Source organism: Rudanella lutea DSM 19387 (assembly GCF_000383955.1).
Classification (GTDB): Bacteria; Bacteroidota; Bacteroidia; order Cytophagales; family Spirosomataceae; genus Rudanella; species Rudanella lutea.
This window is the reverse complement of record NZ_KB913013.1, coordinates 3,463,226-3,487,087: the sequence shown is the minus strand read 5'-3', so window position 1 is coordinate 3,487,087 and position 23,862 is coordinate 3,463,226. Positions and strand designations below refer to the sequence as shown.

The following is a 23,862-nucleotide window of genomic DNA, read 5'->3' as shown; positions in this document are numbered from 1 at the left end:
TAATTCGAATCAGTTGCCGGAGCCAACTACATCAGTAGGATTACCGGTCAGCTTCGGATTCTCTTTGTGCCGGGTGGCATCGCGGATATTCTTTTTTTCCAGATTCTTATGGAGTGCTTCGGTCAGGTCCACACCGGTTTGGTTGGCCAGGCAGATCAGCACCCAAAGAACATCGGCCATTTCATCGCCGAGGTCGCGGTTTTTATCCGACTCTTTCTCCGACTGCTCGCCGTAGCGCCGGGCTATAATGCGGGCCAATTCTCCTACCTCTTCGGTTAGAATAGCCATGTTGGTTAGTTCGCCGAAGTAGCGCACACCCACCGTTTTGATCCAGTGATCGACCGTATCTTGTGCTTCGCGCAGCGTCATAAAACAGTGATGAGTGATGAGCGATGAATGATGAGTTTGCTGACGCACACATGCTTTTCTTGCGTCAGTAAACTCATCATTCATCGCTCATCACTCATCGTTCGATTAGTATTCGATCGTCTCCAATCGCTTGTTGAACTCACGCAGAATGAGTTCTTTCATCGCGATCTTCCGCTTTTGGGTATTGATCTTATTCAGAATCTGCTTGTCTTCGGGATTATCGGGGTTCAGGCTATCTGCATCCTGCAGGGCAATTTGCAAATCGCTTTTCTCGCGACGAACCAAGTATTCCATCTCCCGGATTTTGGTACGCAGCTGCTCCGATTCACTCTTCATCTCGAAGGCCGGATATTTCCGCGTCAGTACGCGCCCAAGGTAACTTAATTCAAAGATTTTGTCGCAGGCCGCCCGGAAACGCTCGTTGATCGACTTGTCCTGCAACTTAAACGGAACTTTGATTTCTTTCCAGCTATTGAGGAGTACTTTAGCCCGCTCGGCAGCCGCAAAAATATCGGTCTGCTTCGAGAGCCGCTCGGCCTCCTCGGTCATCTTCATCTGCGCTTCTACACGCGGATCTATTTTCGGAACCACAACGATGCCTTTAGCTTCGTTATACTTCGTGTAGATGATCGTGGTGGCTTTCTTAAATTGCTTGTAGAGTTTGCCACTTTTCTTGATGGGCACCTCACCAACGGCTTTCCAGGCATTGTTGAGTCGGCGTACTTCACCGTAGGCTTCTTCGATATTGTGGCTACGCGAGAGTTTGAAGGCCTCCCGAATCAGGGCGTCGTATTGATCCAGACGCTCCTGAATAACCTTGTTCTGTTCGTTGAAGAAATCCCGACGGCGCTGGAAGAAGCTATCCAGCAAGCCCGTAAAGGTCCCCTCAATTTCTTCATCGAGCAACTTGTCTACCGGCCCCGTTTTGATCCACTTCATTTTGATCTCCTGCAAGGCATCGGCGGTGGTTTTCCAGTCGTCGCTACCCACAATGGCTTCGGCCTCGGCGATAAGCGCCCGCTTAATTTCGAGATTTTTAAGCTGATTGTGTTTGATCAGATCGGTCAGCACCAACTCCTGCGCATCGAGACGGTCGAGCAGCGGAATAAAGTCCCCGATGGCATCAAAGGTGGTCAACTTTTTACGCAGCTGCACCAGTTTAGTCAGGTACGACCCTTTGTTCTGAGCCTCTTCGATTTCACGTTCGAGCTGAGCAACTTTGTTTTGGGCAATAACGAAGCGGTTCTTAAAGTAGTCGAGTGCTTCCTGCTCGGTTCTTTTTACTTCGCCAATTTGGCGATCCGGGTAGTGGAGGTAGCCTTTCAAAAATACCTTTCCGTCTGCGACGTAACCGTATTCATCTACCAGTGAAGCGTTTTCCATTTTTCCAGCAAATTAAAGCTGCGCTTAGGGTTAATTGTTTGATATTTGCCAACCACAAATCAGACCGCCGAAACGGCAGTACATATAATGAGTCAGGAAACCATTATCTTCTCTATGGCGGGCGTGAGTAAAATTATTCCGCCTAACCGACAAATCCTAAAAAACATATACCTTTCCTTCTTTTACGGCGCGAAGATCGGCGTTTTGGGACTCAATGGATCGGGTAAATCTACCTTGCTGCGCATCATTGCCGGCATCGACAAGAACTACAACGGCGAGGTTGTTTTTTCGCCCGGTTATTCGGTCGGAATGCTTGAGCAAGAGCCCCAACTCGACCCCAGCAAAACCGTGAAAGAGGTTGTGGAAGAGGGCGTTCAGCCCATTGTCGACCTGCTGAAAGAGTTTGATCAAATCAATGAAGCCTTCGGTGATCCCGACGCCGATTTCGACAAACTTATTGCCCGGCAGGGTGAGGTGCAGGAGAAGCTCGACCACTACAATGCCTGGGAACTCGACGCCCGGCTCGAGCGCGCCATGGACGCCCTCCGGACACCCCCTTCCGACGCGCTTATCAGCACCCTCTCAGGGGGCGAAAAGCGCCGGGTGGCCCTCTGCCGACTGCTGTTGCAGGAACCCGACGTTCTGTTGCTCGACGAACCCACCAACCACCTCGATGCCGAGTCGGTGTTGTGGCTGGAAGAACACCTGCGGCAGTACAAAGGCACGGTGATTGCCGTAACCCACGACCGTTACTTCCTCGACAATGTGGCCGGCTGGATTCTCGAACTCGACCGGGGCGAAGGTATCCCCTGGAAAGGCAACTACTCGTCGTGGCTGGAGCAGAAAGAACAACGCCTGGCCAAGGAGGAAAAAACGGAATCGAAACGCCAAAAGACGCTTCAGCGCGAATTGGAGTGGGTGCGCATGGCTCCCAAGGCCCGGCAGGCTAAGTCCAAAGCACGTTTGGGTGCGTACGAGAAGCTCCTCAGCGAAGACGCCCAACAACGCGAACAGAAGCTCGAAATTTTTATTCCACCCGGACCCCGGCTCGGTGCCAAGGTTATTGAAGCGCACGGTGTTGCCAAAGCCTTTGGCGATAAACTGCTGTACGAAAACCTCGACTTTACGTTGCCACAGGCAGGTATTGTGGGCATTATTGGCCCCAACGGCGCGGGTAAAACGACTTTGTTCAAGCTGATTACCGGTCAGCTCAAACCCGACGCAGGCACCTTTGAAGTGGGCGAAACCGTAAAACTGGCTTACGTAGATCAGGAACACGACGGCCTTGACCCCGACAAAACGGTATTCCAGACTATCTCGGAAGGCAACGAGTGGATTATGCTCGGTGGAAAGCAATCCAACGCCCGGGCATATTGCAGCCGCTTCAACTTTGCCGGTTCGGATCAGGAGAAAAAAGTGGGCACACTCTCAGGCGGGGAGCGCAACCGCGTACACCTCGCCATTGCGCTCAAGGAAGGCGGTAACCTGTTGTTGCTCGACGAACCGACCAACGACCTGGACGTGAACACCCTCCGGGCGTTGGAAGAAGGTCTCGAAAACTTCGCCGGTTGCGCCGTGGTCATCAGCCACGACCGTTGGTTCCTCGACCGCGTAGCTACGCACATTCTGGCGTTTGAAGGCGATTCGCAGGTTTACTGGTTTGAGGGTAACTTCTCTGAATACGAAGAAAACCGGCGCAAGCGGCTCGGCACCGATGCCACGCCCAAGCGCATCAAATACAAGAAGTTGGCTTAGAAAAAGCGTTAATCGTTTTCGGTATGCACTACGGGTATCTTAACGGCACCATCCGACCTGTCGATGAACTGAGCATCGGTATCACCGACCTGAGTTTGTTGCGCGGCTACGGCCTGTTCGACTACTTCCTGACCTACAACGGCCGGCCTTTTCAGTGGGACTGGTACTGGGAGCGGTTTCAGAACTCGGCCACGGGGCTACGCTTGCCCCTACCCATGGGCAAAGACGAAACCTACGCCTTAGTGATGGATCTCGTTAACCGGGCCGGTGGGGCCGATGTAGCCCTTCGGTTTGTGCTGACGGGCGGCTATTCGGCCGATAGCATCAGTATCGGAGAGCCTAACCTGCTGATCATCACAGAGGACATTCACCCGGTACCGGGCGAGCAGTACAAAGTGGGGATCCGGGTGATGCTCGACGAATACGTTCGGGATATGGCTGAGATCAAAAGCACCGATTACAAGCGCGTAATTCTGAAAGCCCCGGCTATTCGGGCGGCTGGTGCGTCGGATTTGCTCTATCATAAAGACGGCGAAATCAGCGAGTTGAGCCGGAGTAATTTCTTTCTGGTGAAAGGAAATACGCTCATCACGCCCAACCGGCACATTCTGCGGGGTATCACCCGCCGAACCGTGATTGAGCTGGCGAAGCCTGACTTTTTTGTGGAGGAACGCCCCGTATTGCTTTCTGAGTTGCAGGATGCCGATGAGGCCTTTACTACCAGCTCGACCAAACGGGTGCTACCCATTGTACAGGTTGGCGAGATCACCATTGGCAACGGGCAGGTTGGCCCCAAATCACGGTTTTTGTTGCAACGGTTCGATGAGTTTGTGGCAAAATGGTAGCCATCTTGTATCTTTGTACCATGTTCAGCACAAAGACAGTACATCACCACCATCATTCGATTTGCCCATAAGGCAGAACGATGCGGTTTGTTTTGTGCTTTTGCAAGAAATTGGCAACAACACACAATACACAAGAGCCCGGTTCTGCATCCAGAGCCGGGCTTTTTGATTGGTACAGTGGAGCGATGCTCCGCTGGGCCGCAAGGCCAATGAATAAACGCCTAACAAACGCTTGAGTAAGCGATGCCTGTTGGCCTATCGGCTCAGCGAAGCACCGCTTCACTGTACAATATGCATTATCATCGAAATTTGCCTCATATCCAGCCAACCGAAGCGGTCTTCTTCATTACCATGAGGTTATCAGGGAGCATACCTACTGCCATAGTAGCGATGATACAGGAACGTTATGAGTTGGATCAAAAAAGGTTGGAGAAAAGCATAATCGATGAAAAGCAATTGAACCAACTTAAAGCCGACAACCGAAAGCGTTACTTTGCTCACTTTGAGCATCACCTCGACCATCCGCAGAACGGCCCTTATTGGCTATCAAAGCCTGAAATTGCCAACATAGTGAAAGAAGCACTGCATTTCAGAGAACAAGAACAGTATGACCTCATTGCTTACACCATTATGTCGAATCATATCCATATCGTCATTGATACCCGAAATAAGGGTAAGCAAGACCGGCCTTTATTTAGGGTTTTACAATCGTTCAAAAGCCATACAGGACGTCATACAAATAAACTGCTTGGCCATACGGGCAGCTTCTGGCACCAAGAGAGTTACGACCATGTAGTGCGAGATAGCGCTGAGTTAGAAAACATTATCCGATATGTTTTGGAGAATCCCGTCAAAGCAAAATTGGTGGAAAATTGGCAAGATTGGCCACACACGTATGTTAACGAAGCGTACTTATGACGCAACCCGTGCAGCGGAGCACCGCTCCTCTGGGCCGATAGGCCAACTTTTGAACCACTAACAAACGCTTGAGCAAGCGATGCCTGTTGGCCTATCGGCCCAGCGAAGCACCGCTTCACTGTACTTTATGAAAACCGTCATTATCAAATACAATGCAGGCAACGTTCAGTCGGTAATGTACGCCCTCGACCGCATCGGTGCGAGCTACCTCCTGACCGACGATGAGACCGAAATCCGGTCGGCCGACAAAGTCATTTTTCCCGGCGTAGGCGAAGCCAGTACCGCTATGGCGTACCTGCGCGAGCGCGGCCTCGATCGCCTGATTCCATCGCTGAAACAACCCGTGCTGGGTACCTGTATCGGCATGCAACTCATGTGTCGTCACTCCGAAGAGAACAACACGACCTGCATGGGCATTTTTGATATTGATGTGCGCCGGCTGCCGGCCGATGGTGGCCTCAAAGTACCGCATATGGGCTGGAATAACATCAATCAACTACGCGGGCCGCTCACCGAAGGGCTTCCCGCCGATGCCTACATGTATTTCGTACACAGCTACGCGGCCGACGTTTGCCCCGAGACCGTGGCCGTGTGCGAGTACGGGCGTCCGTTCAGCGCTATGCTCCAGAAAGACAACTTCTACGCGGCTCAATTTCACGCCGAAATTAGTGGCAACGTAGGGCAGCGCGTGCTCGAAAACTTTTTGAATCTTTCGCTTTAACCGTGTGGGCAACTCCGTTGTGGCAACGGCTCTGTGGCCAACCCAATACCGTTTATGCACATTATTCCCGCAATTGACCTGATCGACGGCAAGGCCGTTCGGCTTACGCAGGGCGACTACAACCAGAAAAAAGAATACAACGCCCGCCCGCTTGAGGTAGCTCAGCAATTTGAAGATGCGGGCCTGACCCGGCTGCATCTGGTGGATCTGGACGGGGCCAAACAAAAGCGCGTCATCAACTGGAAAGTGCTCGAACTGATTGCCACCAAAACCCGGCTCCATATCGACTTTGGTGGCGGGGTACAGTCCGACGACGACCTGCGAGTTGTGTTCGAATCGGGCGCCAGGCAGGTTACCGGGGGCAGTATCGCCGTCAAAAACCCCGACCTCTTCGAACGTTGGCTCGCCCAATACGGCCCCGAGGCCATTATTCTGGGGGCCGACGCCAAAAACGAGAAAATCGCCGTGAGCGGCTGGGAAGAAGGCACCGATGTATGGGTGTACGACTTCGTGGAGAAGTACCTCGAAAAAGGCATCCGGTACGTAATCAGCACCGATGTGGCCAAAGACGGGCTGTTGCAGGGTCCATCGTTCGAGCTGTACCGTAACCTACAGGAGCGGTCGGCCGATTTGCAGATTATTGCCAGTGGGGGGGTTGCCAACATGGGCGATATTGAGAAACTGGCCGAAATGAACCTCTTCGGGGTGATTGTAGGCAAGGCCATTTACGAAGGTCGCGTGACGCTGAAAGACTTGATGGCCCTGAATAGTTAACTTTGAGGTATGAGCCGCATCGTTTTACTCCTTTTCTGGTTGGCTTACTGGCCCGCCTGTGCTACCCCGGACGACTCCACACGGGTGCAGGCCCGGTTTGATGCGTTGGCTCAGAAAGTCGGTCTAAAAACCTTGCCGCTGAAACCGGGTAACTATCAGGTACGCATCTGGACCAAAGTAAGCCTGGCCTATGGCGATGCCCAAAAGCTATACGTGCTCGACCGAACCGATGCGGGCTTATTTCTGTCTGAATACTCGCTGAACTGGGCACAAAATCGTTTCGAAAATTCTGAGCGCTTAACGCGAAGAAAGAAAGTAGACCCGGCTATCTGGAGTCAATTAGTGTCGGACGGATTACTGACCTTACCCGACCAATCGGTACTTCGAGAGCAGATTTTTCCCAAATCCGCTCCGCGCGATACCAGTATTCCCAGTACTGTCGTGAGTGTCGACAAGGAAGGCGAGGTAACCGTAAAAGCCCCGAAGAACACGGAGCGTTACGTAATCATTGGCGACGGCATCAGCTACCGTTTCGACATTTTTTCGGCCGAGGGCCATCGAACGTACAAATACCATTGCCCGGCCGGATACGGTAAAGTCCGAACCAAAGTAGTTGAACTTCAACAGGTAGTGTCGATCCTGAAGCAGCTGTTCTCACTAGCTAAAAACCCAACAGACATCTGCCGACGAACCTATCCGCCTAAACCCGTTTGTACCACATGACCGAAAATTACACCATCAGCACCGACAAATCCCGGCTCGACCTGAACGTGATTCACGGGTTTCTGAGTCAGGAGTCGTACTGGGCGCAGAACATCCCGCTCGAAAAAGTCGAGAAAGCCGTTGCGCACTCGCTTTGTTTTGGGGTCTACGCCCCCGATGGACAACAGGTTGGGTTTGCCCGCGTCGTAACTGACTATACTACGGTAGCGTACCTGTCCGATGTGTTCGTGGTTGAGAGCAATCGGGGCCGGGGCCTTTCCAAAAAACTGGTTCAGTACATCACCGAATACCCCGAATTGCAGGGGCTGCGCCGGTGGATTCTGGTCACGCAAGATGCGCAGGGGCTCTACCGTCAGTTTGGCTTCGTCAACCCCGAAGAGCCCCACTGGTACATGCACCGCAAATTATTTACCAGCTACTAATGCTAACAAAACGAATTATTCCCTGTCTCGATATCAAAGACGGGCGCACCGTAAAAGGAACGAACTTCGTGAACCTGCGCGATGCTGGCGACCCCGTAGAACTGGGGGCTATTTACGCACGACAAGGGGCCGATGAGCTTGTTTTTCTGGATATTACCGCCACCGTCGACGAGCGCAAAACCCTGATTGAACTCGTCCGGCGGGTGGCCCACGCGGTCAATATTCCGTTTACTGTAGGCGGAGGAATCTCGTCGGTGGCCGACGTATCGGCGCTGCTCAACGCCGGTGCCGACAAGGTTTCGATCAACTCCTCGGCCGTGCGTAACCCCGCCCTGGTCGATCAGCTCGCGCTCGAATTTGGTAGCCAGTGTATTGTGGTGGCCATCGACACCCGCTGGATTCCCGCCGGCGCTGACATTTCTTCAAACGAAATGTCAGCGCCGGGACAACACATCGTGCACACGCATGGCGGCCGCAAACCCACTCATTTGCGCACGCTCGAATGGGCTAAAGAAGTAGAAAATCGGGGGGCGGGCGAAATTCTGCTCACCTCAATGGACACCGATGGTACCAAGGCAGGCTTTGCTCTCGAACTGACGGCAGCCGTGTCGGGGGCGGCTCATATACCGGTGATTGCGTCGGGGGGCGCGGGCACCATGGATCACTTTGTGGATGTGTTTACCACTGGCAAAGCCGATGCCGGGCTGGCAGCCAGCATTTTTCACTTCAAAGAGATCGATATTCCTGAGCTTAAGCAGTATTTGGCCCAACAAGGTATTCCGATGCGCCTGACTAATTAGGCGTTTCTCAAGCAAACGAATTGTATGACAACAATTGATTTTAGCAAATCGCCCGACGGCCTTGTGCCCGCCGTGGTGCAGGACGAACAAACCGGTAAGGTGCTCATGGTGGGCTACATGAACCGGGAAGCCTACGACAAAACTCAGGCCGAGGGTGTGGTTACGTTTTTCAGCCGGAGCAAAGGTAGGCTCTGGACCAAGGGCGAAACCTCCAATAACTTTTTGCACGTTCGGCAGATCCTGATCGACTGCGACGGCGACACCCTGCTGATTAAGGCATCGCCCGCCGGCCCTACCTGCCATACCGGTGCCGATACCTGTTTTGAGGAGGTAAACCGGGGAAAAGGGCAGTTCCTGAACTACCTGCAAGGCATTATCCACGACCGGCGCGTGAATCCCACCGAAAAATCGTACACCACGTCGTTATTCAACCGGGGGGTCAACAAAATTGCGCAAAAGGTTGGCGAAGAGGCCGTTGAGCTGGTAATCGAAGCCAAAGACAACAACGACGACCTATTCCGGGGCGAAGCCGCCGATTTGCTGTTCCATTTTCTGGTGTTGCTCGAGCAGAAAAACATCGACCTCGACGAAGTCATCACGATTTTACAGGGCCGTCACGCCGGAAAATAGGATTCAAATCCTATCTTTCGCGCTCAGGTTGTTATCATTCGTAGGAGGGCGGCCCTCCGAACGGCTGGCCGCAACCTGAATAGTACAAACTGTAAAACTGAAAAATGGGACTCATCATTCGCATTCTGATCAGCGCTGTGGCGGTGTTTATCGCCAGTCAGTTCATTCCGGGTATCCGAGTCGACGGTTTCGGAGCCGCTATCATCGTGGCTATCGTGCTGGGCTTGCTCAACGCGTTTCTGAAACCAATTCTGGTACTGCTCACTATCCCAATCACCATTCTGACGCTGGGTTTGTTCTACCTCGTCATTAACGTCATCATGGTGTATCTGGCAGCATCTATCGTCGACGGCTTTGCCGTCAGTGGTTTCTTTGCCGCTTTGCTGTTTAGTATTGTGGTGTCGATTGTCACCTGGGCTATCGACGCGATCATAAACTAATCGTTAGGCCGGTTTCAGCATCGAGGGCTTTGTGAAGTGTGTAGAGATGTCATTTTGTTTGAAAAGATGACATCTCTACACACTTCACAAAGCCCTTTCTTTATTTAAAGACCTATCTTACAAGCCCTAAACCACCCAAATAAATGCCTACCGAACACCCAACCACCCATGATGTCATTGTTGTAGGGGCTGGTTATGCCGGCCTGACAGCCGCCCGTAACCTACACCGGGCGGGCAAAAGCGTGCTGGTTCTCGAAGCCCGCGACCGAATCGGTGGCCGGGTCTGGACACGCCATTTCGACGACGGTTCGTACGTTGATCTGGGGGCGGCCTGGGTTGGCCCTACGCAGGACCGGATGTACGCGCTGGCCCGGGAGTATGGCGTTGAAACCTACCCAACCTACAACGACGGCAAAAGCACGCAGCTATTCCGGGGCAAAGTAAAACGCTACAAAGGCCTCATACCACCCCTCCCCCTGCTGTCGTTACTGAGCCTCGACTGGCACATCAAAAAACTGAACAAACTGGCAAGGACCATTGATCTGAAACAGCCGTGGGCCTCGCCCAACGCCCAACAGCTCGACGCTATCACCCTAGCCGACTGGATGCAGCAACACGTGGGTTACAGAACCGCCCGACAGTTCCTCAAAATTGCCGCCGAAGCGATTTGGGCCGCCGACCCGGCCGATATTTCAATGCTGCACACGTTGTTCTACATCAAGTCGGGCCGGGACCTGGACACGCTGATGAACGTAAAAAATGGCGCGCAGGAAGAACGGTTTGTGGGCGGCTCTCAACGGATAGCCGACCAAATGGCCGCCGAGCTGCATGGGCATATTCGCCTGAATGCGCCGGTGCATCAGATTGAGCAAACCGAACAGGGAGTCCGGGTCAGTGGCCCCGATTTTGACTATACAGCCCGGCGGGTCATTGTGGCTATTCCGCCTATACTGGCCAATGAAATTCAGTTTACGCCCGCTCTGCCCCCTAAACGGGTACAACTTCAGCAAAACGTACCGATGGGCGTCGTCTGGAAATGCTATGCGTTCTACGAGCGCCCTTTCTGGCGCGATCAGGGACTGAATGGGCTCGCGGCCACACCTGAGGGGCACGTAACCGTCACGTTCGACAATTCACCAGCCGATGGTGGCCGGGGCATTCTGATGGGTTTCGTGCTGGGGAATCAGGCGCGGGCGTTTGGGCAACTGAGTGAGGCCGAGCGGCAGGCATCGGCACTGGCGTCATTTACCACCTTGTTTGGGCCCGCGGCTGACAGGCCTACGCGTTACCTTGATCACAGCTTTGTGGATGAAGCCTGGAGCCGGGGCTGTTATGCCGGTTTGTTTGGACCGGGCGTCTGGACCCAATACGGCACGGCTTTGCGTGAACCCGTCGGCCGGATTCACTGGGCTGGCACCGAAACTGCCGAAGTCTGGAATGGCTATATGGACGGGGCCGTACGCTCCGGCGAGCGAGCCGCGCAGGAGGTATTGCTGGCGGAGTGAGGCCGAAAAAACATTAACTGACGTGAAGTATGGATACTAAGCATCGCAAGTATTTGCTTCAAAAATAGTTGCCGACCAATGCGCCGAACGACAAGGGCCTTCGACAGGCTCAGGCTAACGGGCGGCTCTCAAACCGATGTCAGCCTGAGCCTGTCGAAGGCCCTCGCGTCAGCCATTTTCCATAATTTACACTAATTGAGCGAAAACAACGGAATGCGGGCCGCCACCATGTTATGAAACATTAGCTCGCTGATGGTGGGGTCCATGTATTGGATGAGCGGAAACTGGGCAATTACTTCCATAACTTCCAGCTCCGAATCTACCTTCAAAATGCACCACAGCTTTTGGCGGTCGGCCGAGAGCGAATACGAAAGCATTTTGCCGCTTTCCATCAGTTCGTTGACCTTCAGCCGCTGGGCCGGTATTTTCTGAACAAATTCTTCGTTCATTTCGGCCGGAAGCGCAAATTCAACCATGTACTGGCTCATATCATCGGGATTTATCAACGCCCACGCAGTAACAAGTTAATGGTTTTCAGTTCATCCTCATTAATTGTGTGGGCGAAATTCGGGTACAAGGTAGTGGTTACCTCGGCGCCCATCCGGCTCAGTACGGCTTCGGTTTCCAGAACCCGCTCCTTCGGAATGTGCGAATCGGTATCGCTACAGCCTAAAAACACCGGTGTCCCGTCGAGCGTTCCCGCGTAATCGCGGGGAGAGCCCTCAGGACCAATCAGCCCGCCACTCAGGCCAAACACCCCGCCGTACACCTGCGGGTTGCGGGCCACAAACTCAAGCGTCAGGCAGGCACCCTGCGAAAACCCAAGCCAATAGATCTGCGGAGGCTTCAGGTTGAAATCCGACTGCAACCTGGCCCGCACCATTTCGAGGGTGGTTAGCGCCGACGACAGATAGGGCTCGTTGCGCTCCATCGGTTGCAAAAACGAATATGGGTACCAGCTATTCTGATGGGCTTCGGGTGCAATGAACGCGAACTCATCCTGGTGGTCAATGTACTGGCTCAACGACAGAATATCACGCGCTGACCCGCCCCGGCCATGCACCATCACCATCACTTTACCCGCCTTTTCGAGGGGTACACCAGCCGTAACAATATTATTCGGGTTGTGAATCATACCAGTTGTCTCCGGTTCAGGAGAGCGTTTTTTACTTAACCGAAATTGGGGGTAAACCGGCTTCGATCTGTGCCCGGCGCGGCTCATACCACTCGGGTAATTTGAGTTCGCGGCCGAGTGAAGCTACAGGTTCGTCGATAGCAAAGCCCGGCGGGTTGGTCGCAATTTCAAACAATACCCCACCCGGCTCACGGTAGTAGATACTCTTGAAATAATTCCGGTCCAGAATCTCGGTCGGCATGAAACCGTTGTCAATAAGCCGCTCCCGGATAGCCACCTGCGTTTGGTGGTTGTCGGTGGCAAAGGCCACGTGGTGCACTGACCCCGCTCCCTGCGCCCCGCGCAACTCGCCAGCCGCGTGCTGCACATCGACAAAACTCCCTGACCCGCCTGTACCGGCCGCGCCCGGCCCCGCTACAAACCGGAATCGCCCGGCCTCCTCAGCCACCAGCCGATGGTCCATGCTTTCGGTAAGCAGTTTGATGGTGGCATCGGGGTTGGTTTCGTTCAAGGTCACCGTATGAAAACCCCGAATGGCAAACTGAGCCGGTACAGGGCCGGTAGCCCAACCAGTACGAAGATCCTCGTCATTAGCTACCAGTTCAATGCCCATTCCGTCGAAGTCATCGAACCGAATGTACGTTTCGTTGAACCGTTTGTACGGGCCGGCAAAGGCAATCGAGTAGGTGTTGAGCCGGTCGATCCAGTAGCTCAGCGAAGCCGTCGGCACCGAAAACGCCGTGTAGGTCAACTGCCCAGCCCCTTTACGCCCCCGCGGGATACGTCCGTACGGAAAAAAGGTCAGGATCGTTCCGGGTGAGCCGGTTTCGTCGCCGTAGTACAGGTGGTACACGTCGGGGGCATCGAAGTTGATCGTTTTCTTGACCAGCCGAAGCCCAAGAATATCCGTGTAGAAATCGACGTTGCGTTGGGCGTCGCCCGCAATGGTCGTTACGTGATGGAGGCCGTTGATTAAGGTGCTCATGGTATTTAAACGTTTGAAGGCGAATGGATTGTTTTAAATGTCATTACATTTAATGTATATACATTTAAATTTCAGATTAAGTTCAACCTGTTTAAAAGAAGTTTAGAGAACCCGGCAAAAAACAGATTGCCTCTAAAAGCCTAAAAACTAAAAAGCCGCTGATGCAGACGCTGTTCGACCAAAATACGTTTGGGGAAGAAAAGGGCCAGGCTTCACAATGCAAACAAAATTTATAACTAAATTGAGGCCCACCCCAATGAACCAACGCAAGGATGGCCTGCACACAACCACCCATTGCGCCTAACGCTTGCGGTATTCGGCATTTCACTATGAAGCGTGTTCAGACCTCTCCTCTTGATATTTCGCGGCACTTAGAAACCCGTCGGCTGGAACAGGAAGTCGAAAACAGAACGTCGTACACCCTCGACTCTGCCGAACTGAATATTTACGAAACCCACCACGTTGCCGAAAAAGTTGAACTGACGTTCAGCAGCCCGGTACTGGCCAGCATGATTCGGGGCAAAAAGGTGATGCACCTGCCGCAAACGCCCTCGTTCGAGTTTCTGCCGGGCGAGTCGGTCATTGTGCCGGGTAACGAAACCATGTGCATCGACTTTCCCGAGGCCCAGATGCACAACCCAACCCAATGCCTCGCGCTTGCCATTGCCCCCGACACGGTTCAGCAGGTAACCGATTTGCTCAACGACCGGGCGCCCCTCGTTGATAATCCGCACGGCTGGCAGTTTGGGCAGACCAACTTCTTCCTGACCAACGACGAGCCTATTCACCAACTCATTGCCCGGCTCATTTACATTTTTACAGAAAACAACCGGGCCAAAGACGTTTTTGCCAACCTGGTTTTGCAGGAGCTGGTGGTCCGGCTCATGCAAACGCAAGCCCGCACGCTACTCCTCAACCCTAAAACTACCGTTGCTAACGTGAATCGCCTGGCCCATGTCGCGCAGTACATCAACAAGCACCTCCACCGCAGCCTACACATCCGGGAGCTGGCCGATCAGGCCTGCATGAGCGAGCCCAACTTTTACCGGACCTTCAAACAGACGTTCGGCATGACCCCAGTCGACTATATCAACAGTCAACGCATTGCGCTGGCGTCGAAACTGCTCCGCACCACCAACCGCTGCCTTGCCGACATCAGTATCGACTGTGGCTTTAACAACCTGACTTACTTCATGAAACTCTTCCGGCGCGAAGTAGGTATGTCGCCCGCCCAGTATCGGAAACAAATTATTCCGCTCTAAACCGCACACCCAAGCGGCCTCCTTCGTAATTTTGCCCCGCTAATCTTATCAGGGGTGCCCCAAAACAACGGGCTGAGATTATACCCATAGAACCTGATGCGGGTAATGCCGTCGAAGGGAACAGGAGCAGCGAACGGGTGTTCGGCTGCAGCAATTATCGTTTCACATACATTCACCACGGTAGGTAACAGCCCCTTTACCTGTACGTCCATTTTTCGTCGTCGATGAAAAAAAAGACAACCTATCGACTTGCCCACAGTATTGTGCTGTGGTTGTTTAGTTTGGCCGCTATGGCCCAAACGGCTGTGCTGTCGGGCCAAATCCGCGATTCGGAAAGCCCGCTACCCGGCGCGGCCATCATGCTGGAAGGCTCCTTCCGGGGCACCACCGCCGATGCCGAAGGCCGCTACCGGCTCACTAATCTAGCCCCCGGCTCCTACACCATCCGGATTTCGCTGCTGGGTTACGAACCCCAAACCCGCTCGGTAACCGTTGGGGGCAATACACAACTCGACGTTACGCTCGTCAGAACCGAGGTCGTGGTCGACGAAGTAGTGGTCAGTGCCACCCGCGCCAACGACAAGTCGGCCATTGCGTACTCAACCGTTACAGCACCTGAGCTACGCAAACTGAACCTCGGACAGGATTTGCCTATTCTGCTCAACTTTACGCCCTCGGTGGTCACCACTTCCGATGCCGGGGCAGGTGTGGGTTACACGGGCATTCGGATTCGCGGGTCCGATGCTACCCGCGTCAACGTGACTCTCAACGGGATTCCGTACAACGATGCCGAGTCGCAGGGGACGTTTTGGGTCAATATGCCCGATTTTGCCTCATCGGTGAGCAGCGTGCAGATTCAGCGTGGGGTAGGCACGAGCACCAACGGGGCCGGGGCTTTCGGGGCAACGCTCAACGTGCAAACCAACGCTCTGCAGCGAGACCCATACGGCGAGGTAAACCTCTCGGGAGGATCGTTCAACACCCGTAAAGCTACCGTGATGGCCGGTACAGGGCTTCTCAACAATCACTGGGTAGTCGACGCCCGGCTGTCGGCAATCAAGTCCGACGGATTCATCGACCGGGCCTTCTCCGACCTCAAATCGTTTTATGTGTCGGGCGGGTATTACGGCAAGAAAAGCTACGTGCGGCTCAACGTATTCTCAGGCCGCGAGCAAACCTATCAGGCCTGGAACGGGGTTCCTGAAAACCTGCTCGCCACCAATCGGACGTTCAACTCACTCACGTACGATAACGAGACCGATAACTACCAGCAGGATCAGTATCAGCTTATTTCGTCGCACGAGCTAAGCCGAAACTGGCGGCTCAATGCGTCGGCGTTTTACACCAAAGGCCGGGGCTATTACGAGCAGTTTCGCGAAAACGACCGCCTGAGCCGGTACGGAATTCCGAACGTAACCATTCGCGACTCGGTCATCAGCCGCTCGGATCTGATCCGGCGCCGGTGGCTCGACAATGACTTTTATGGCGGTATTTTCTCCCTCGACTACACCGGCTTCGGACGGCTGACGGCCAACATCGGCGGGGGCTGGAATCAGTATAAAGGCAAGCACTTTGGTGAGGTGATCTGGGCCCGGTTTGCAGGCACAAGCAACATTCGGCAGCGATATTACGACAACGATGCGACCAAGAACGACTTCAACCTGTACGCAAAGGCTTACTACCGGGTCACGACTCAGTTGACCACATTTGCCGATTTACAGGTGCGTACCGTCGACTACTCGTTTCTGGGCTTCGACAACAACCTGAACAATGTACAGCAAACCGCGCAGCTTTCGTTTTTCAACCCCAAAGCCGGCCTGACTTATGAACTAAATGACCGCAGCACCCTGTATGCGTCGTTTGCGGTAGGCAACAAAGAGCCCAACCGTGACGATTTCACACAATCGTCGCCCACGAGCCGCCCCCGGGCTGAACGGCTCTACGACTGGGAGGCTGGCTACAAGCTGCGGCAAAACCGGCTCGCTTTCACTGCCAATGCGTACTACATGAACTACCGCGATCAGCTGGTGCTTTCGGGCCGGATCAACGACGTGGGCGCTTACAACCGCGTCAATGTCGACCGCAGCTACCGGGCTGGTATTGAGCTGGAGGCCGGCCTGCGGTTGGCCAAAGCTCTGCAATGGAACGTCAATACTACGTTTAGCCGCAACAAGATCCGGCAGTTTACCGAGTACCTCGACAACTTTGATACCGGTAAGCAGGATGTCCGTCAATACAGCCAAACAGACATCTCGTTCTCGCCCAACGTGATCGGGGGCTCCCAACTGACGTACACGCTGCTGAAAGGGTTCGACGTATCGTTGCTGTCGAAGTATGTCGGCAAGCAATACCTCGACAACACCTCGAATGAAGCCCGTCGGCTGGATCCGTACTTTGTGAATGATATCCGGCTGGCTTACGTCTGGAAACCCCGTTTTGCCGAAGAGGTGAGCCTCACGCTGCTACTCAACAACGTGTTTAACGAGCTGTACGAGTCGAACGGGTACACGTATGCGTATGTCTCAGAAGGACGGGTTCAGGCCGACAATGCCTTTTTTCCGCAAGCGGGTCGGAACGCGCTGGTAGGGGTTCGGGTTCGGTTTTAAGCCAAAAGCAAACGGGAGGAAAGAAGAAGGGAGATGGCTTACGCTTTCTCCTTTTTTCTTTCCTCCCGTTTGCTTTTGGGTTCTTTAGTTCGACTGACGGAGCTTGGCTTCGATCGTCTGCTGCGTGTGCGGTACAGCCCGCAAACGCTCTTTCGGAATCAGCTTACCCGTGTCTTTGCAAATGCCGTAGGTTCCGTTTTTGATTCGTACCATGGCGGCCTCTAATTGCTGAATAAACTTTTGCAGTCGACCCGCTAACTGACTCAGGTTTTCGCGCTCGCTTGTATCAGCGCCGTCTTCCAGTAACTTCGAGTTGCCCGATGTGTTGTCGGTACCGCTATCGTTCCGTTTACTGAGCGTTTCTTTAATGTAGTTAAGCTCACCTCGGGTAGCCTCAAGCTTTTGGCCAATCAGAACCTCAAACTCTTTCAGTTCCTCATCCGAATAGCGCTTCTTTTCTTCCTGAACCATAGGGGTCTCGATGGGTTGTGTGTTGATTTTGCCGGCGCAAAGTTACGCAGTAACCCGCGGCTTTTCAATCATTAGTACACAAACACTAACTTTTTTGAAAAATTTACCGAATTGTAGAAACCCATATTTTCCAATGAATATTTCGACTTGCCAACAGATGCCCTAATACCGTTTTGGCGTCTTCTGGTTCCGGGCAACTATTCTATTTAGTCAGAATTTTAGGACTTGTTTAAGAAAAAATATCCTTTAGGCATTATCGTTTTTGTTTTGGTATGTTTGCAACATACACTTCATCAACTTTTTTGTTTAAAGAAGGAATAAGCGTCATGGTTATGGGATACATTGAACCAGCCCCGATAAAAGATAAAGAGAATCCGCTTGAGTCGATGATGTCACGTTTCGATGCTGCCGCCCAGATTGTAGGCATCAGCGATGAGATGTACGACATCCTGAAAGTACCCGCCCGCCAGGTGATTGTTGGCTTGCCCGTTACGATGGACAATGGCAGCATCAAGGTGTTTGAAGGGTACCGTGTTATTCACTCCAACATCCTCGGCCCGGCCAAGGGTGGTATCCGGCTCGATCCGGGCGTACACCTCGATGAGGTACGCGCTTTGGCCGCCTGGATGACCTGGAAATGCGCCGTTGTTGATATTCCGTACGGAGGTGCCAAAGGGGGCATTGCCTGCAACCCCCGCGAGATGTCGGCCGGCGAAATCGAACGACTGATCCGGGCATACACCGTACAGATGCTCGACGTATTTGGCCCCGACCGCGACATTCCGGCTCCCGACATGGGCACCGGCCCGCGCGAGATGGCCTGGATCGTCGACGAATACTCGAAAGCCCGCGGCATGACCGTCAACGGCGTCGTAACCGGCAAACCGCTCGTATTGGGCGGCTCACTCGGCCGTACCGAAGCCACAGGCCGGGGGGTAACCGTGGCTGCATTGGCCGCCATGGACAAAATCCGGCTTAACCCCTACCGCGCTACGGCCGCTATTCAGGGCTTTGGTAACGTTGGTTCGTTTGCGGCTGAGCTGCTGCACGAGCGGGGCGTAACCGTAGTAGCTGTGAGCGACATTTCGGGCGGTTATTACAACGAGAAAGGAATCGATATCACGGCTGCCATGAACTACCGCAATGCCAACAAAGGCACGTTGGAAGGATTCACGGGTGCCGAGAAGATCTCGAACGAAGAACTCCTGACCTTACCCGTTGACCTGCTGGTGCCAGCCGCTAAAGAAGACGTCATCACCGACGAAAATGCGGGGCAGATTCAGGCTAAAATGATTGTGGAGGGTGCCAACGGCCCCACCTCTGCCAGCGCCGACGAAATTATCAACAACAAAGGCATTCTGGTGGTCCCCGATATTCTGGCCAATGCCGGTGGAGTTACGGTATCGTATTTCGAATGGGTACAGAACCGGATTGGCTACAAGTGGACCCTCGACCGGATCAACCGCCGGGCCGACCGCGCCATGAAGGACGCTTTCGACCGGGTGTTCGATGTGTCGCAGAAGCACAAGATTCCGCTTCGTTTGGCGGCTTACGTAGTAGCTATTGAGAAAGTTGCCAGCACCTATAAATTCCGGGGCGGGTACTAATTCATGGTTTTTGGGGATTAGGTTTTGGTTTCGTGTTTGGGTGCTTACCGCGCATCGACTTGTATTAGCTTACTCGTCTTTTTAGCGAACCACAGGCGATAAACCCAAAACCAAAACCACTTCTGATGGATAATGTATATTTTTGCCCAACGACTTTGTTGGCAAACACTATACATTATCCATTTTTATTTACCCGTCATTATGCGTCTGCACCGCGAAGGCAACACGATCATGCTCACCACCGCACTGGCTTTACTGGTGATCAATGGTCTTGCTTACTATTTTTTGTTCGCTGGCAACACCACGGCTATTGTCCTTATGGCCGTTGTTAGCCTCGTTTTGTTTGCCCTGGTGGTTCAGTTTTTCCGGGTTCCCAACCGGGCGCTTACCATTCACGACCGGCAAGTGGTAGCCCCCGCCGACGGCACCGTGGTTGTGATTGAAGAAACCGAAGAAACCGAATACTTCAAGGAACGGCGTCGGCAAATCTCTATTTTTATGTCGCCCCTCAATGTACACGTTAACCGCAACCCGGTTACGGGTATTGTAAAGTACTTCCGGTATTATCCAGGTAAGTATCTGGTGGCCTGGCACCCCAAATCGAGCACCGAAAACGAACGAACTACGGTAGTTCTGGAAACCAAAAACGGCATTCAGGTGCTTTTCCGGCAGATTGCCGGCGCTATGGCCCGCCGAATCGTGTGGTACGTGAAAGAAGGCGAGCCCGTAGAGCAGGGAAGCGAAATGGGCTTTATCAAGTTTGGCTCACGCGTGGATGTGTACGTACCCCTCAATGCCAAAGTGAAGGTTAAACTGGGCGATAAGATGCAGGGGGGCGTATCGGTTCTGGCCGAATTGCCCGAGTAAACGTTGGCACGAAAAATGTCTTTTATTTCGTTTTTAAAGATGTCATCTTGTTTCAGGGATGACATCTTTGGTTTTAGCGTAGTTAATTAAAGCTCTGCCTTTCTGGACCCAATGAATGCCACTCGTATCCTGCTGACCGGTATCCTGCTCACGGTAGCGTTGCCCAATCTCTGGGCTCAATACAAAGCAGAGAATCTGGGGAATCAGGTCAACTCGGATTACAACGAAATCAATCCGGTTATCTCGCCGGACGGAAAAACCCTGTATTTCGCCCGAATCAGCCATCCGCAAAACACCCACGGCGACAAAGGCAGTCAGGACATCTGGTATTCTGAACAGGACATGAGCGGAAAGTGGGGCCCGGCGCGCCGGATGGCCGCTCCGCTCAATAAAGAAGAGTACAACTGCCTCTACAGTATTACGCCCGACGGCAGTACCATGCTGGTAAAAGGAGCCTACCTCAACGGCAACTACGAAACGCGGGGGTTTTCGCTCAGCAAACGCACGGCTAATGGATGGGGCGTTCCCCAAAAAATAAGCCTACCCGGCTACGAAGGCATGAGCAAAGGGCAGTTTGACTGCGGCTTTCTATCGGCCGATGGTAAAACGCTGCTGATGGCCTTCAGCGAGAAAAAAGGCAGCAAAGAAGATGATCTGTACGTGAGTTTTCGGCAAAAAGACGGTTCGTGGAGCAAACCCATGAACCTCGGGGCCGACGTAAACACCAAATTCACCGAGACAACGCCCTTTCTGGCCCCCGACGGGGCCACGCTGTACTTCTCCAGCGACCGCGAAGGCGGCCTGGGCAGCAACGATATTTACGTATCTAAACGCATCGACAAAACCTGGAAACGCTGGTCGAAACCGGTAAACATTGGCCCTAAGTTCAATACCGAAGGCTACGATGCCTACTACACGCTCTCGGCCGCAGGCGACTATGCTTATCTGACTACGTTTAAGGCTACCCTGGGAAAAGGCGATGTGGTACGCGTGAAACTGATCGAAGACACGCCCGATCCGACGCTTGCAGGCAACCAACCGGCACAGGTAGGCGGCAGCAATCAGCCCGGTACCGATGTGGCCCGCCCCGACCCCGTAGCTTTGCTGACAGGCAAAGTGATTGACCAACGGACCGGCAAGCCCGTGCAGGCCCGGATTGTGTACCAAACCCTGCCCGACGGCGAAGAAGTAGGCGAGGCTACCTCTGACCCGCTTACGGGCGAGTACAAGATTGTGCTACCCTACGGCAAAAAATACAGTATGCGGGCTATTTCGCCCAATTTCATTGCCGAAGGCGACAACGTAGACCTTACCTCAGCCCCCAAAGGATTCCAGGAAATCAAAGGCAAGGAGCTGAAACTTGTTCCGATTGAGGTGGGTCGGTCGGTGCGGCTCAACAATATTTTCTTCGATACTGGCAAATCGGAGCTACGGCCCGAATCGGGCCCTGAACTCGACCGGATGGTTACGACCATGAACGAGAACCCCAAACTCGTTATCGAACTCGCGGGGCATACCGATAATGTGGGCTCCAACGAAACGAACCTGAAACTCTCACAGGATCGGGCCGATGCCGTCCGTGAGTACTTTATTGGCAAAGGCATTGAACCCGACCGGGTGGGCAGCAAAGGTTACGGCGAGTCGAAACCGGTGGCCCCGAACGATACCGATGAGGGCCGGCAACAAAACCGACGGGTAGAATTTGTGATTGTAAAAAAATAACCGGCTTGGCCGGTTATTTTTTTACGTGATCTATTAACCATCAAGGCCGGGTCGCCTAAATGCCCGGGCGTCCGGAAAGAGGATTTCCATCTCCCGGCGCAGGCGCGTGAGCAGGGCCAACGCGTCGAGGGCTTCATCTAGTTTATCGGGGTAACTCGCCAGCACCGTTTCCCAGGCCGTCAGCGATTGGTCGATGCACACGAGTACGAGCTTGGCCTTGCCCAGATAGTAACTCATCAGTGTGGTATCGGTAGTCGGCTCGGTCAGGATTCGCAGGGCCGACATCGTCTTGACCGGAATAAGCGTCCGGTACCATTTTATTTTTTCCCAGGCGTCTTTAAGACCGTTGAGCAGGGTCATAGCGTCGTCCTGACTCCCAATGCCCAGTTCAACGTGGGTCAGTTGCTGTTGGCCGGTTTCTTCGAGCAACTGGGCTTCGCTGGCAAGCCAGACACCCGATTCGCGCATGTATTGGTGACTCAATTGGGCAGCCGGGTGGTTTTTCGCCTGCTGCCGCCGGAAAGCAGCCCGCTCCTCCAGCATCCGTTTCTCCTCTTCGGTAGGGCCTTCGGTGTCGGTATTACCCGTTTGTGCCCGCAGTTTGTCCAGATACTGCCGGGTCATATTCAGAGCCTCGGTCAACTGCTGCACCAGCACCTCTCCTTTATTGGCAGACGAAGCAGTCGGCGCGACAGGCTCCTGCCGCTGAAGCTGAAAGCTTTGGCAACGAGCGGTAAACGGGCATCGCTCGCACCAGGTATCGCAATAATTATAAATACCCGGAATGAATTCGGAGTCTTCCATTTTGCGTTTCTCTCTCAAGGCAGTATTTGGTACTGCGAATATAAGATTAGGCAAAACGGCAAAGGATTAAAGTAAAGTGAAATTTTAATAGACAAAAAAGGAGGCTTTGCCTCCTTTTTTGTCTATTAATAAGAATAATATTGTTTACACATTCATCAGCGACTCACGACGACGCATTTTGCCCGCCGGAATACCGAACATCATCTTAAACCGGCGACAGAAGTACGCCGTGTCTTTGTAGCCCACTTCGGCACCAATAGCCCGAATACTCTTCTTCGAAGTACGAAGCAACCCAACGGCGGCCTCCATACGCTGGTATTCGATATAGTCCTGTGGGTTAATACCCGTGAGCATCTTGAAGTACTGCCCCACGTAATCTTCCGATACGTTGGCCACGTTGGCAAGAACTTTGTTCGACAGGTCGCCCCCGAGGTTATCTTTGATGTAGGCAAAAATATCGATCAGACGCGGGTCTTTGAAGTAGGTGCTGTTGGTCACCAACTGCTCCACAAAGAGCCGGTTTTTCAGGATGTACCGAATAATCTCGATGACGATTTCTTCGGTTTTGATCTTGATCACCCGGCCTTTTCCCGCAATATCGCTCATATCTTCGGCCAGAATCATGTTGATGGTCTGGGCCAGATGCGTATCGGCTTTGATAATGAACGGCGGTACGTCGAGCGAATTGAAGAAGTTGACCGAGTCGAAGACCTTAGCCTCAAACGAAATGTAGCCAAACGAATTGGGTAGCGTCCCGATTTTGTCGGGATTACGGTTGGCTTCGAAATAGCTTTCGCGTTGGGTCAGAAACTCTTCATTGCTGACCGTTTTGCTGGGTCCATCGCCGTAGGTTACGGTCAGGTGTTTACCGCCGGGTATGAACAACATATCCCCTACCTCTACCCGCTGAGCCTCTTCGCCGAACGTCACTTGTCCATCGTACAGAATCGTAATCGAGTTCTCGACGTCGTAGAAGTTCTTAATCGTGATGGGTTGCAAGATGCGAATGTTGCGCGCCTTGATGAACTTCACCCCCAGCGATTCAATGATTTTATTATAATCTTCCATAGCCCGAAAGAGTAGATACCAGGATTGGTGCGTGTAAAGTTGCACAAAAC

Annotated in this window: 24 protein-coding genes and 1 riboswitch; of the genes, 16 read left to right on the top strand and 8 right to left on the bottom strand. The window is 53.2% G+C overall.

All coding sequences use genetic code 11. From position 1 onward, the window contains the following. Positions 1 to 9: 9 nt before the first annotated feature. Both RUDLU_RS0114365 and RUDLU_RS0114360 read right to left on the bottom strand, forming a co-directional pair. Positions 10 to 369 carry a nucleotide pyrophosphohydrolase gene (locus RUDLU_RS0114365; RefSeq protein ID WP_019989089.1) on the bottom strand — a complete coding sequence of 120 codons (360 nt, stop codon included), beginning with the start codon at positions 367 to 369 and terminating at the stop codon, positions 10 to 12. Positions 370 to 474: 105 nt separating this feature from the next. Continuing rightward, on the bottom strand, positions 475 to 1,752 hold the full coding sequence (locus RUDLU_RS0114360) for a DUF349 domain-containing protein (RefSeq protein ID WP_019989088.1): 1,278 nt from the start codon (positions 1,750 to 1,752) through the stop codon (positions 475 to 477). Positions 1,753 to 1,839: 87 nt separating this feature from the next. Here RUDLU_RS0114360 and ettA point away from each other — a divergent pair, with 87 nt between their 5' ends. The 11 genes from ettA to RUDLU_RS0114305 all read left to right on the top strand — a co-directional run bounded on the left by ettA (position 1,840) and on the right by RUDLU_RS0114305 (position 11,285). Then, entirely contained in the window at positions 1,840 to 3,507 is a 1,668-nt protein-coding gene (ettA, locus tag RUDLU_RS0114355) for an energy-dependent translational throttle protein EttA (protein ID WP_019989087.1), read from the top strand. Positions 3,508 to 3,530: 23 nt separating this feature from the next. Further along, on the top strand, positions 3,531 to 4,352 hold the full coding sequence (locus RUDLU_RS0114350) for an aminotransferase class IV (RefSeq protein ID WP_019989086.1): 822 nt from the start codon (positions 3,531 to 3,533) through the stop codon (positions 4,350 to 4,352). A gap of 291 nt (positions 4,353 to 4,643) precedes the next feature. Then, positions 4,644 to 5,270, top strand: coding sequence for a transposase (locus RUDLU_RS0114345; protein WP_044130341.1), 627 nt, complete (start codon positions 4,644 to 4,646; stop codon positions 5,268 to 5,270). Positions 5,271 to 5,397: 127 nt separating this feature from the next. After that, entirely contained in the window at positions 5,398 to 5,991 is a 594-nt protein-coding gene (gene hisH / locus RUDLU_RS0114340; RefSeq protein WP_027303068.1) for an imidazole glycerol phosphate synthase subunit HisH, read from the top strand. Positions 5,992 to 6,045: 54 nt separating this feature from the next. Next, positions 6,046 to 6,765: a 1-(5-phosphoribosyl)-5-[(5-phosphoribosylamino)methylideneamino]imidazole-4-carboxamide isomerase gene (gene hisA / locus RUDLU_RS0114335; RefSeq protein WP_019989083.1), complete on the top strand. Its 720-nt coding sequence runs from the start codon at positions 6,046 to 6,048 to the stop codon at positions 6,763 to 6,765. A 9-nt stretch (positions 6,766 to 6,774) separates the two neighbouring features. Then, positions 6,775 to 7,488 carry a hypothetical protein gene (locus tag RUDLU_RS0114330; RefSeq protein WP_019989082.1) on the top strand — a complete coding sequence of 238 codons (714 nt, stop codon included), beginning with the start codon at positions 6,775 to 6,777 and terminating at the stop codon, positions 7,486 to 7,488. Further along, on the top strand, positions 7,485 to 7,910 hold the full coding sequence (locus tag RUDLU_RS0114325; RefSeq protein WP_019989081.1) for a GNAT family N-acetyltransferase: 426 nt from the start codon (positions 7,485 to 7,487) through the stop codon (positions 7,908 to 7,910). The genes RUDLU_RS0114330 and RUDLU_RS0114325 overlap by 4 nt, the downstream gene beginning before the upstream one ends. Continuing rightward, the gene (gene hisF, locus RUDLU_RS0114320) at positions 7,910 to 8,710 is read left to right on the top strand and encodes an imidazole glycerol phosphate synthase subunit HisF (RefSeq protein WP_019989080.1); all 801 of its coding nucleotides are present in this window, start codon (positions 7,910 to 7,912) and stop codon (positions 8,708 to 8,710) included. The genes RUDLU_RS0114325 and hisF overlap by 1 nt, the downstream gene beginning before the upstream one ends. Before the next feature lie 24 nt (positions 8,711 to 8,734). Beyond that, entirely contained in the window at positions 8,735 to 9,340 is a 606-nt protein-coding gene (gene hisIE / locus RUDLU_RS0114315; RefSeq protein WP_019989079.1) for a bifunctional phosphoribosyl-AMP cyclohydrolase/phosphoribosyl-ATP diphosphatase HisIE, read from the top strand. A gap of 104 nt (positions 9,341 to 9,444) precedes the next feature. After that, a complete protein-coding gene (locus tag RUDLU_RS0114310; RefSeq protein WP_019989078.1) occupies positions 9,445 to 9,780 on the top strand; it encodes a phage holin family protein in 336 nt (111 codons plus the stop codon). 143 nt (positions 9,781 to 9,923) lie between these two features. Beyond that, positions 9,924 to 11,285 (top strand): flavin monoamine oxidase family protein, encoded by a 1,362-nt coding sequence (locus RUDLU_RS0114305; protein WP_019989077.1) that lies wholly within the window; start codon positions 9,924 to 9,926, stop codon positions 11,283 to 11,285. Positions 11,286 to 11,476: 191 nt separating this feature from the next. Here the strand turns inward: RUDLU_RS0114305 and RUDLU_RS0114300 are convergent, their stop codons facing one another. The 3 genes from RUDLU_RS0114300 to RUDLU_RS0114290 are packed head-to-tail and all read right to left on the bottom strand — an operon-like array spanning position 11,477 to position 13,405. Continuing rightward, entirely contained in the window at positions 11,477 to 11,773 is a 297-nt protein-coding gene (locus RUDLU_RS0114300; RefSeq protein WP_027303067.1) for a muconolactone Delta-isomerase family protein, read from the bottom strand. 14 nt (positions 11,774 to 11,787) lie between these two features. Beyond that, positions 11,788 to 12,420 carry an alpha/beta hydrolase gene (locus RUDLU_RS0114295; RefSeq protein ID WP_019989075.1) on the bottom strand — a complete coding sequence of 211 codons (633 nt, stop codon included), beginning with the start codon at positions 12,418 to 12,420 and terminating at the stop codon, positions 11,788 to 11,790. 31 nt (positions 12,421 to 12,451) lie between these two features. Then, entirely contained in the window at positions 12,452 to 13,405 is a 954-nt protein-coding gene (locus tag RUDLU_RS0114290; RefSeq protein ID WP_019989074.1) for a ring-cleaving dioxygenase, read from the bottom strand. 329 nt (positions 13,406 to 13,734) lie between these two features. Between RUDLU_RS0114290 and RUDLU_RS0114285 the strand changes: the two genes are divergently transcribed. Together RUDLU_RS0114285 and RUDLU_RS0114280 are read left to right on the top strand one after the other, a co-directional pair. Beyond that, positions 13,735 to 14,667: an AraC family transcriptional regulator gene (locus tag RUDLU_RS0114285; RefSeq protein WP_019989073.1), complete on the top strand. Its 933-nt coding sequence runs from the start codon at positions 13,735 to 13,737 to the stop codon at positions 14,665 to 14,667. A gap of 40 nt (positions 14,668 to 14,707) precedes the next feature. Continuing rightward, a riboswitch (TPP riboswitch) is annotated at positions 14,708 to 14,805 on the top strand. An 86-nt stretch (positions 14,806 to 14,891) separates the two neighbouring features. Next, positions 14,892 to 17,273 carry a TonB-dependent receptor gene (locus RUDLU_RS0114280; RefSeq protein WP_019989072.1) on the top strand — a complete coding sequence of 794 codons (2,382 nt, stop codon included), beginning with the start codon at positions 14,892 to 14,894 and terminating at the stop codon, positions 17,271 to 17,273. 84 nt (positions 17,274 to 17,357) lie between these two features. On the opposite strand, the gene RUDLU_RS0114275 is transcribed toward RUDLU_RS0114280, so the two are convergent. Further along, complete coding sequence (locus tag RUDLU_RS0114275; protein WP_019989071.1) at positions 17,358 to 17,744, bottom strand: TraR/DksA family transcriptional regulator; 387 nt, start codon at positions 17,742 to 17,744, stop codon at positions 17,358 to 17,360. 332 nt (positions 17,745 to 18,076) lie between these two features. Here RUDLU_RS0114275 and RUDLU_RS0114270 point away from each other — a divergent pair, with 332 nt between their 5' ends. From RUDLU_RS0114270 to RUDLU_RS0114260, 3 genes are all read left to right on the top strand, one after another. Beyond that, a complete protein-coding gene (locus tag RUDLU_RS0114270; RefSeq protein ID WP_027303066.1) occupies positions 18,077 to 19,351 on the top strand; it encodes a Glu/Leu/Phe/Val family dehydrogenase in 1,275 nt (424 codons plus the stop codon). 201 nt (positions 19,352 to 19,552) lie between these two features. Continuing rightward, entirely contained in the window at positions 19,553 to 20,218 is a 666-nt protein-coding gene (locus tag RUDLU_RS0114265) for a phosphatidylserine decarboxylase family protein (RefSeq protein WP_019989069.1), read from the top strand. Positions 20,219 to 20,329: 111 nt separating this feature from the next. After that, on the top strand, positions 20,330 to 21,940 hold the full coding sequence (locus RUDLU_RS0114260) for an OmpA family protein (RefSeq protein ID WP_019989068.1): 1,611 nt from the start codon (positions 20,330 to 20,332) through the stop codon (positions 21,938 to 21,940). A 33-nt stretch (positions 21,941 to 21,973) separates the two neighbouring features. On the opposite strand, the gene RUDLU_RS0114255 is transcribed toward RUDLU_RS0114260, so the two are convergent. Then, positions 21,974 to 22,744, bottom strand: a complete 771-nt coding sequence (locus tag RUDLU_RS0114255) for a hypothetical protein (protein ID WP_019989067.1) — start codon at positions 22,742 to 22,744, stop codon at positions 21,974 to 21,976. Positions 22,745 to 22,888: 144 nt separating this feature from the next. Further along, complete coding sequence (locus tag RUDLU_RS0114250) at positions 22,889 to 23,812, bottom strand: helix-turn-helix domain-containing protein (protein WP_019989066.1); 924 nt, start codon at positions 23,810 to 23,812, stop codon at positions 22,889 to 22,891. Between the last annotated feature and the right edge of the window lie 50 nt (positions 23,813 to 23,862).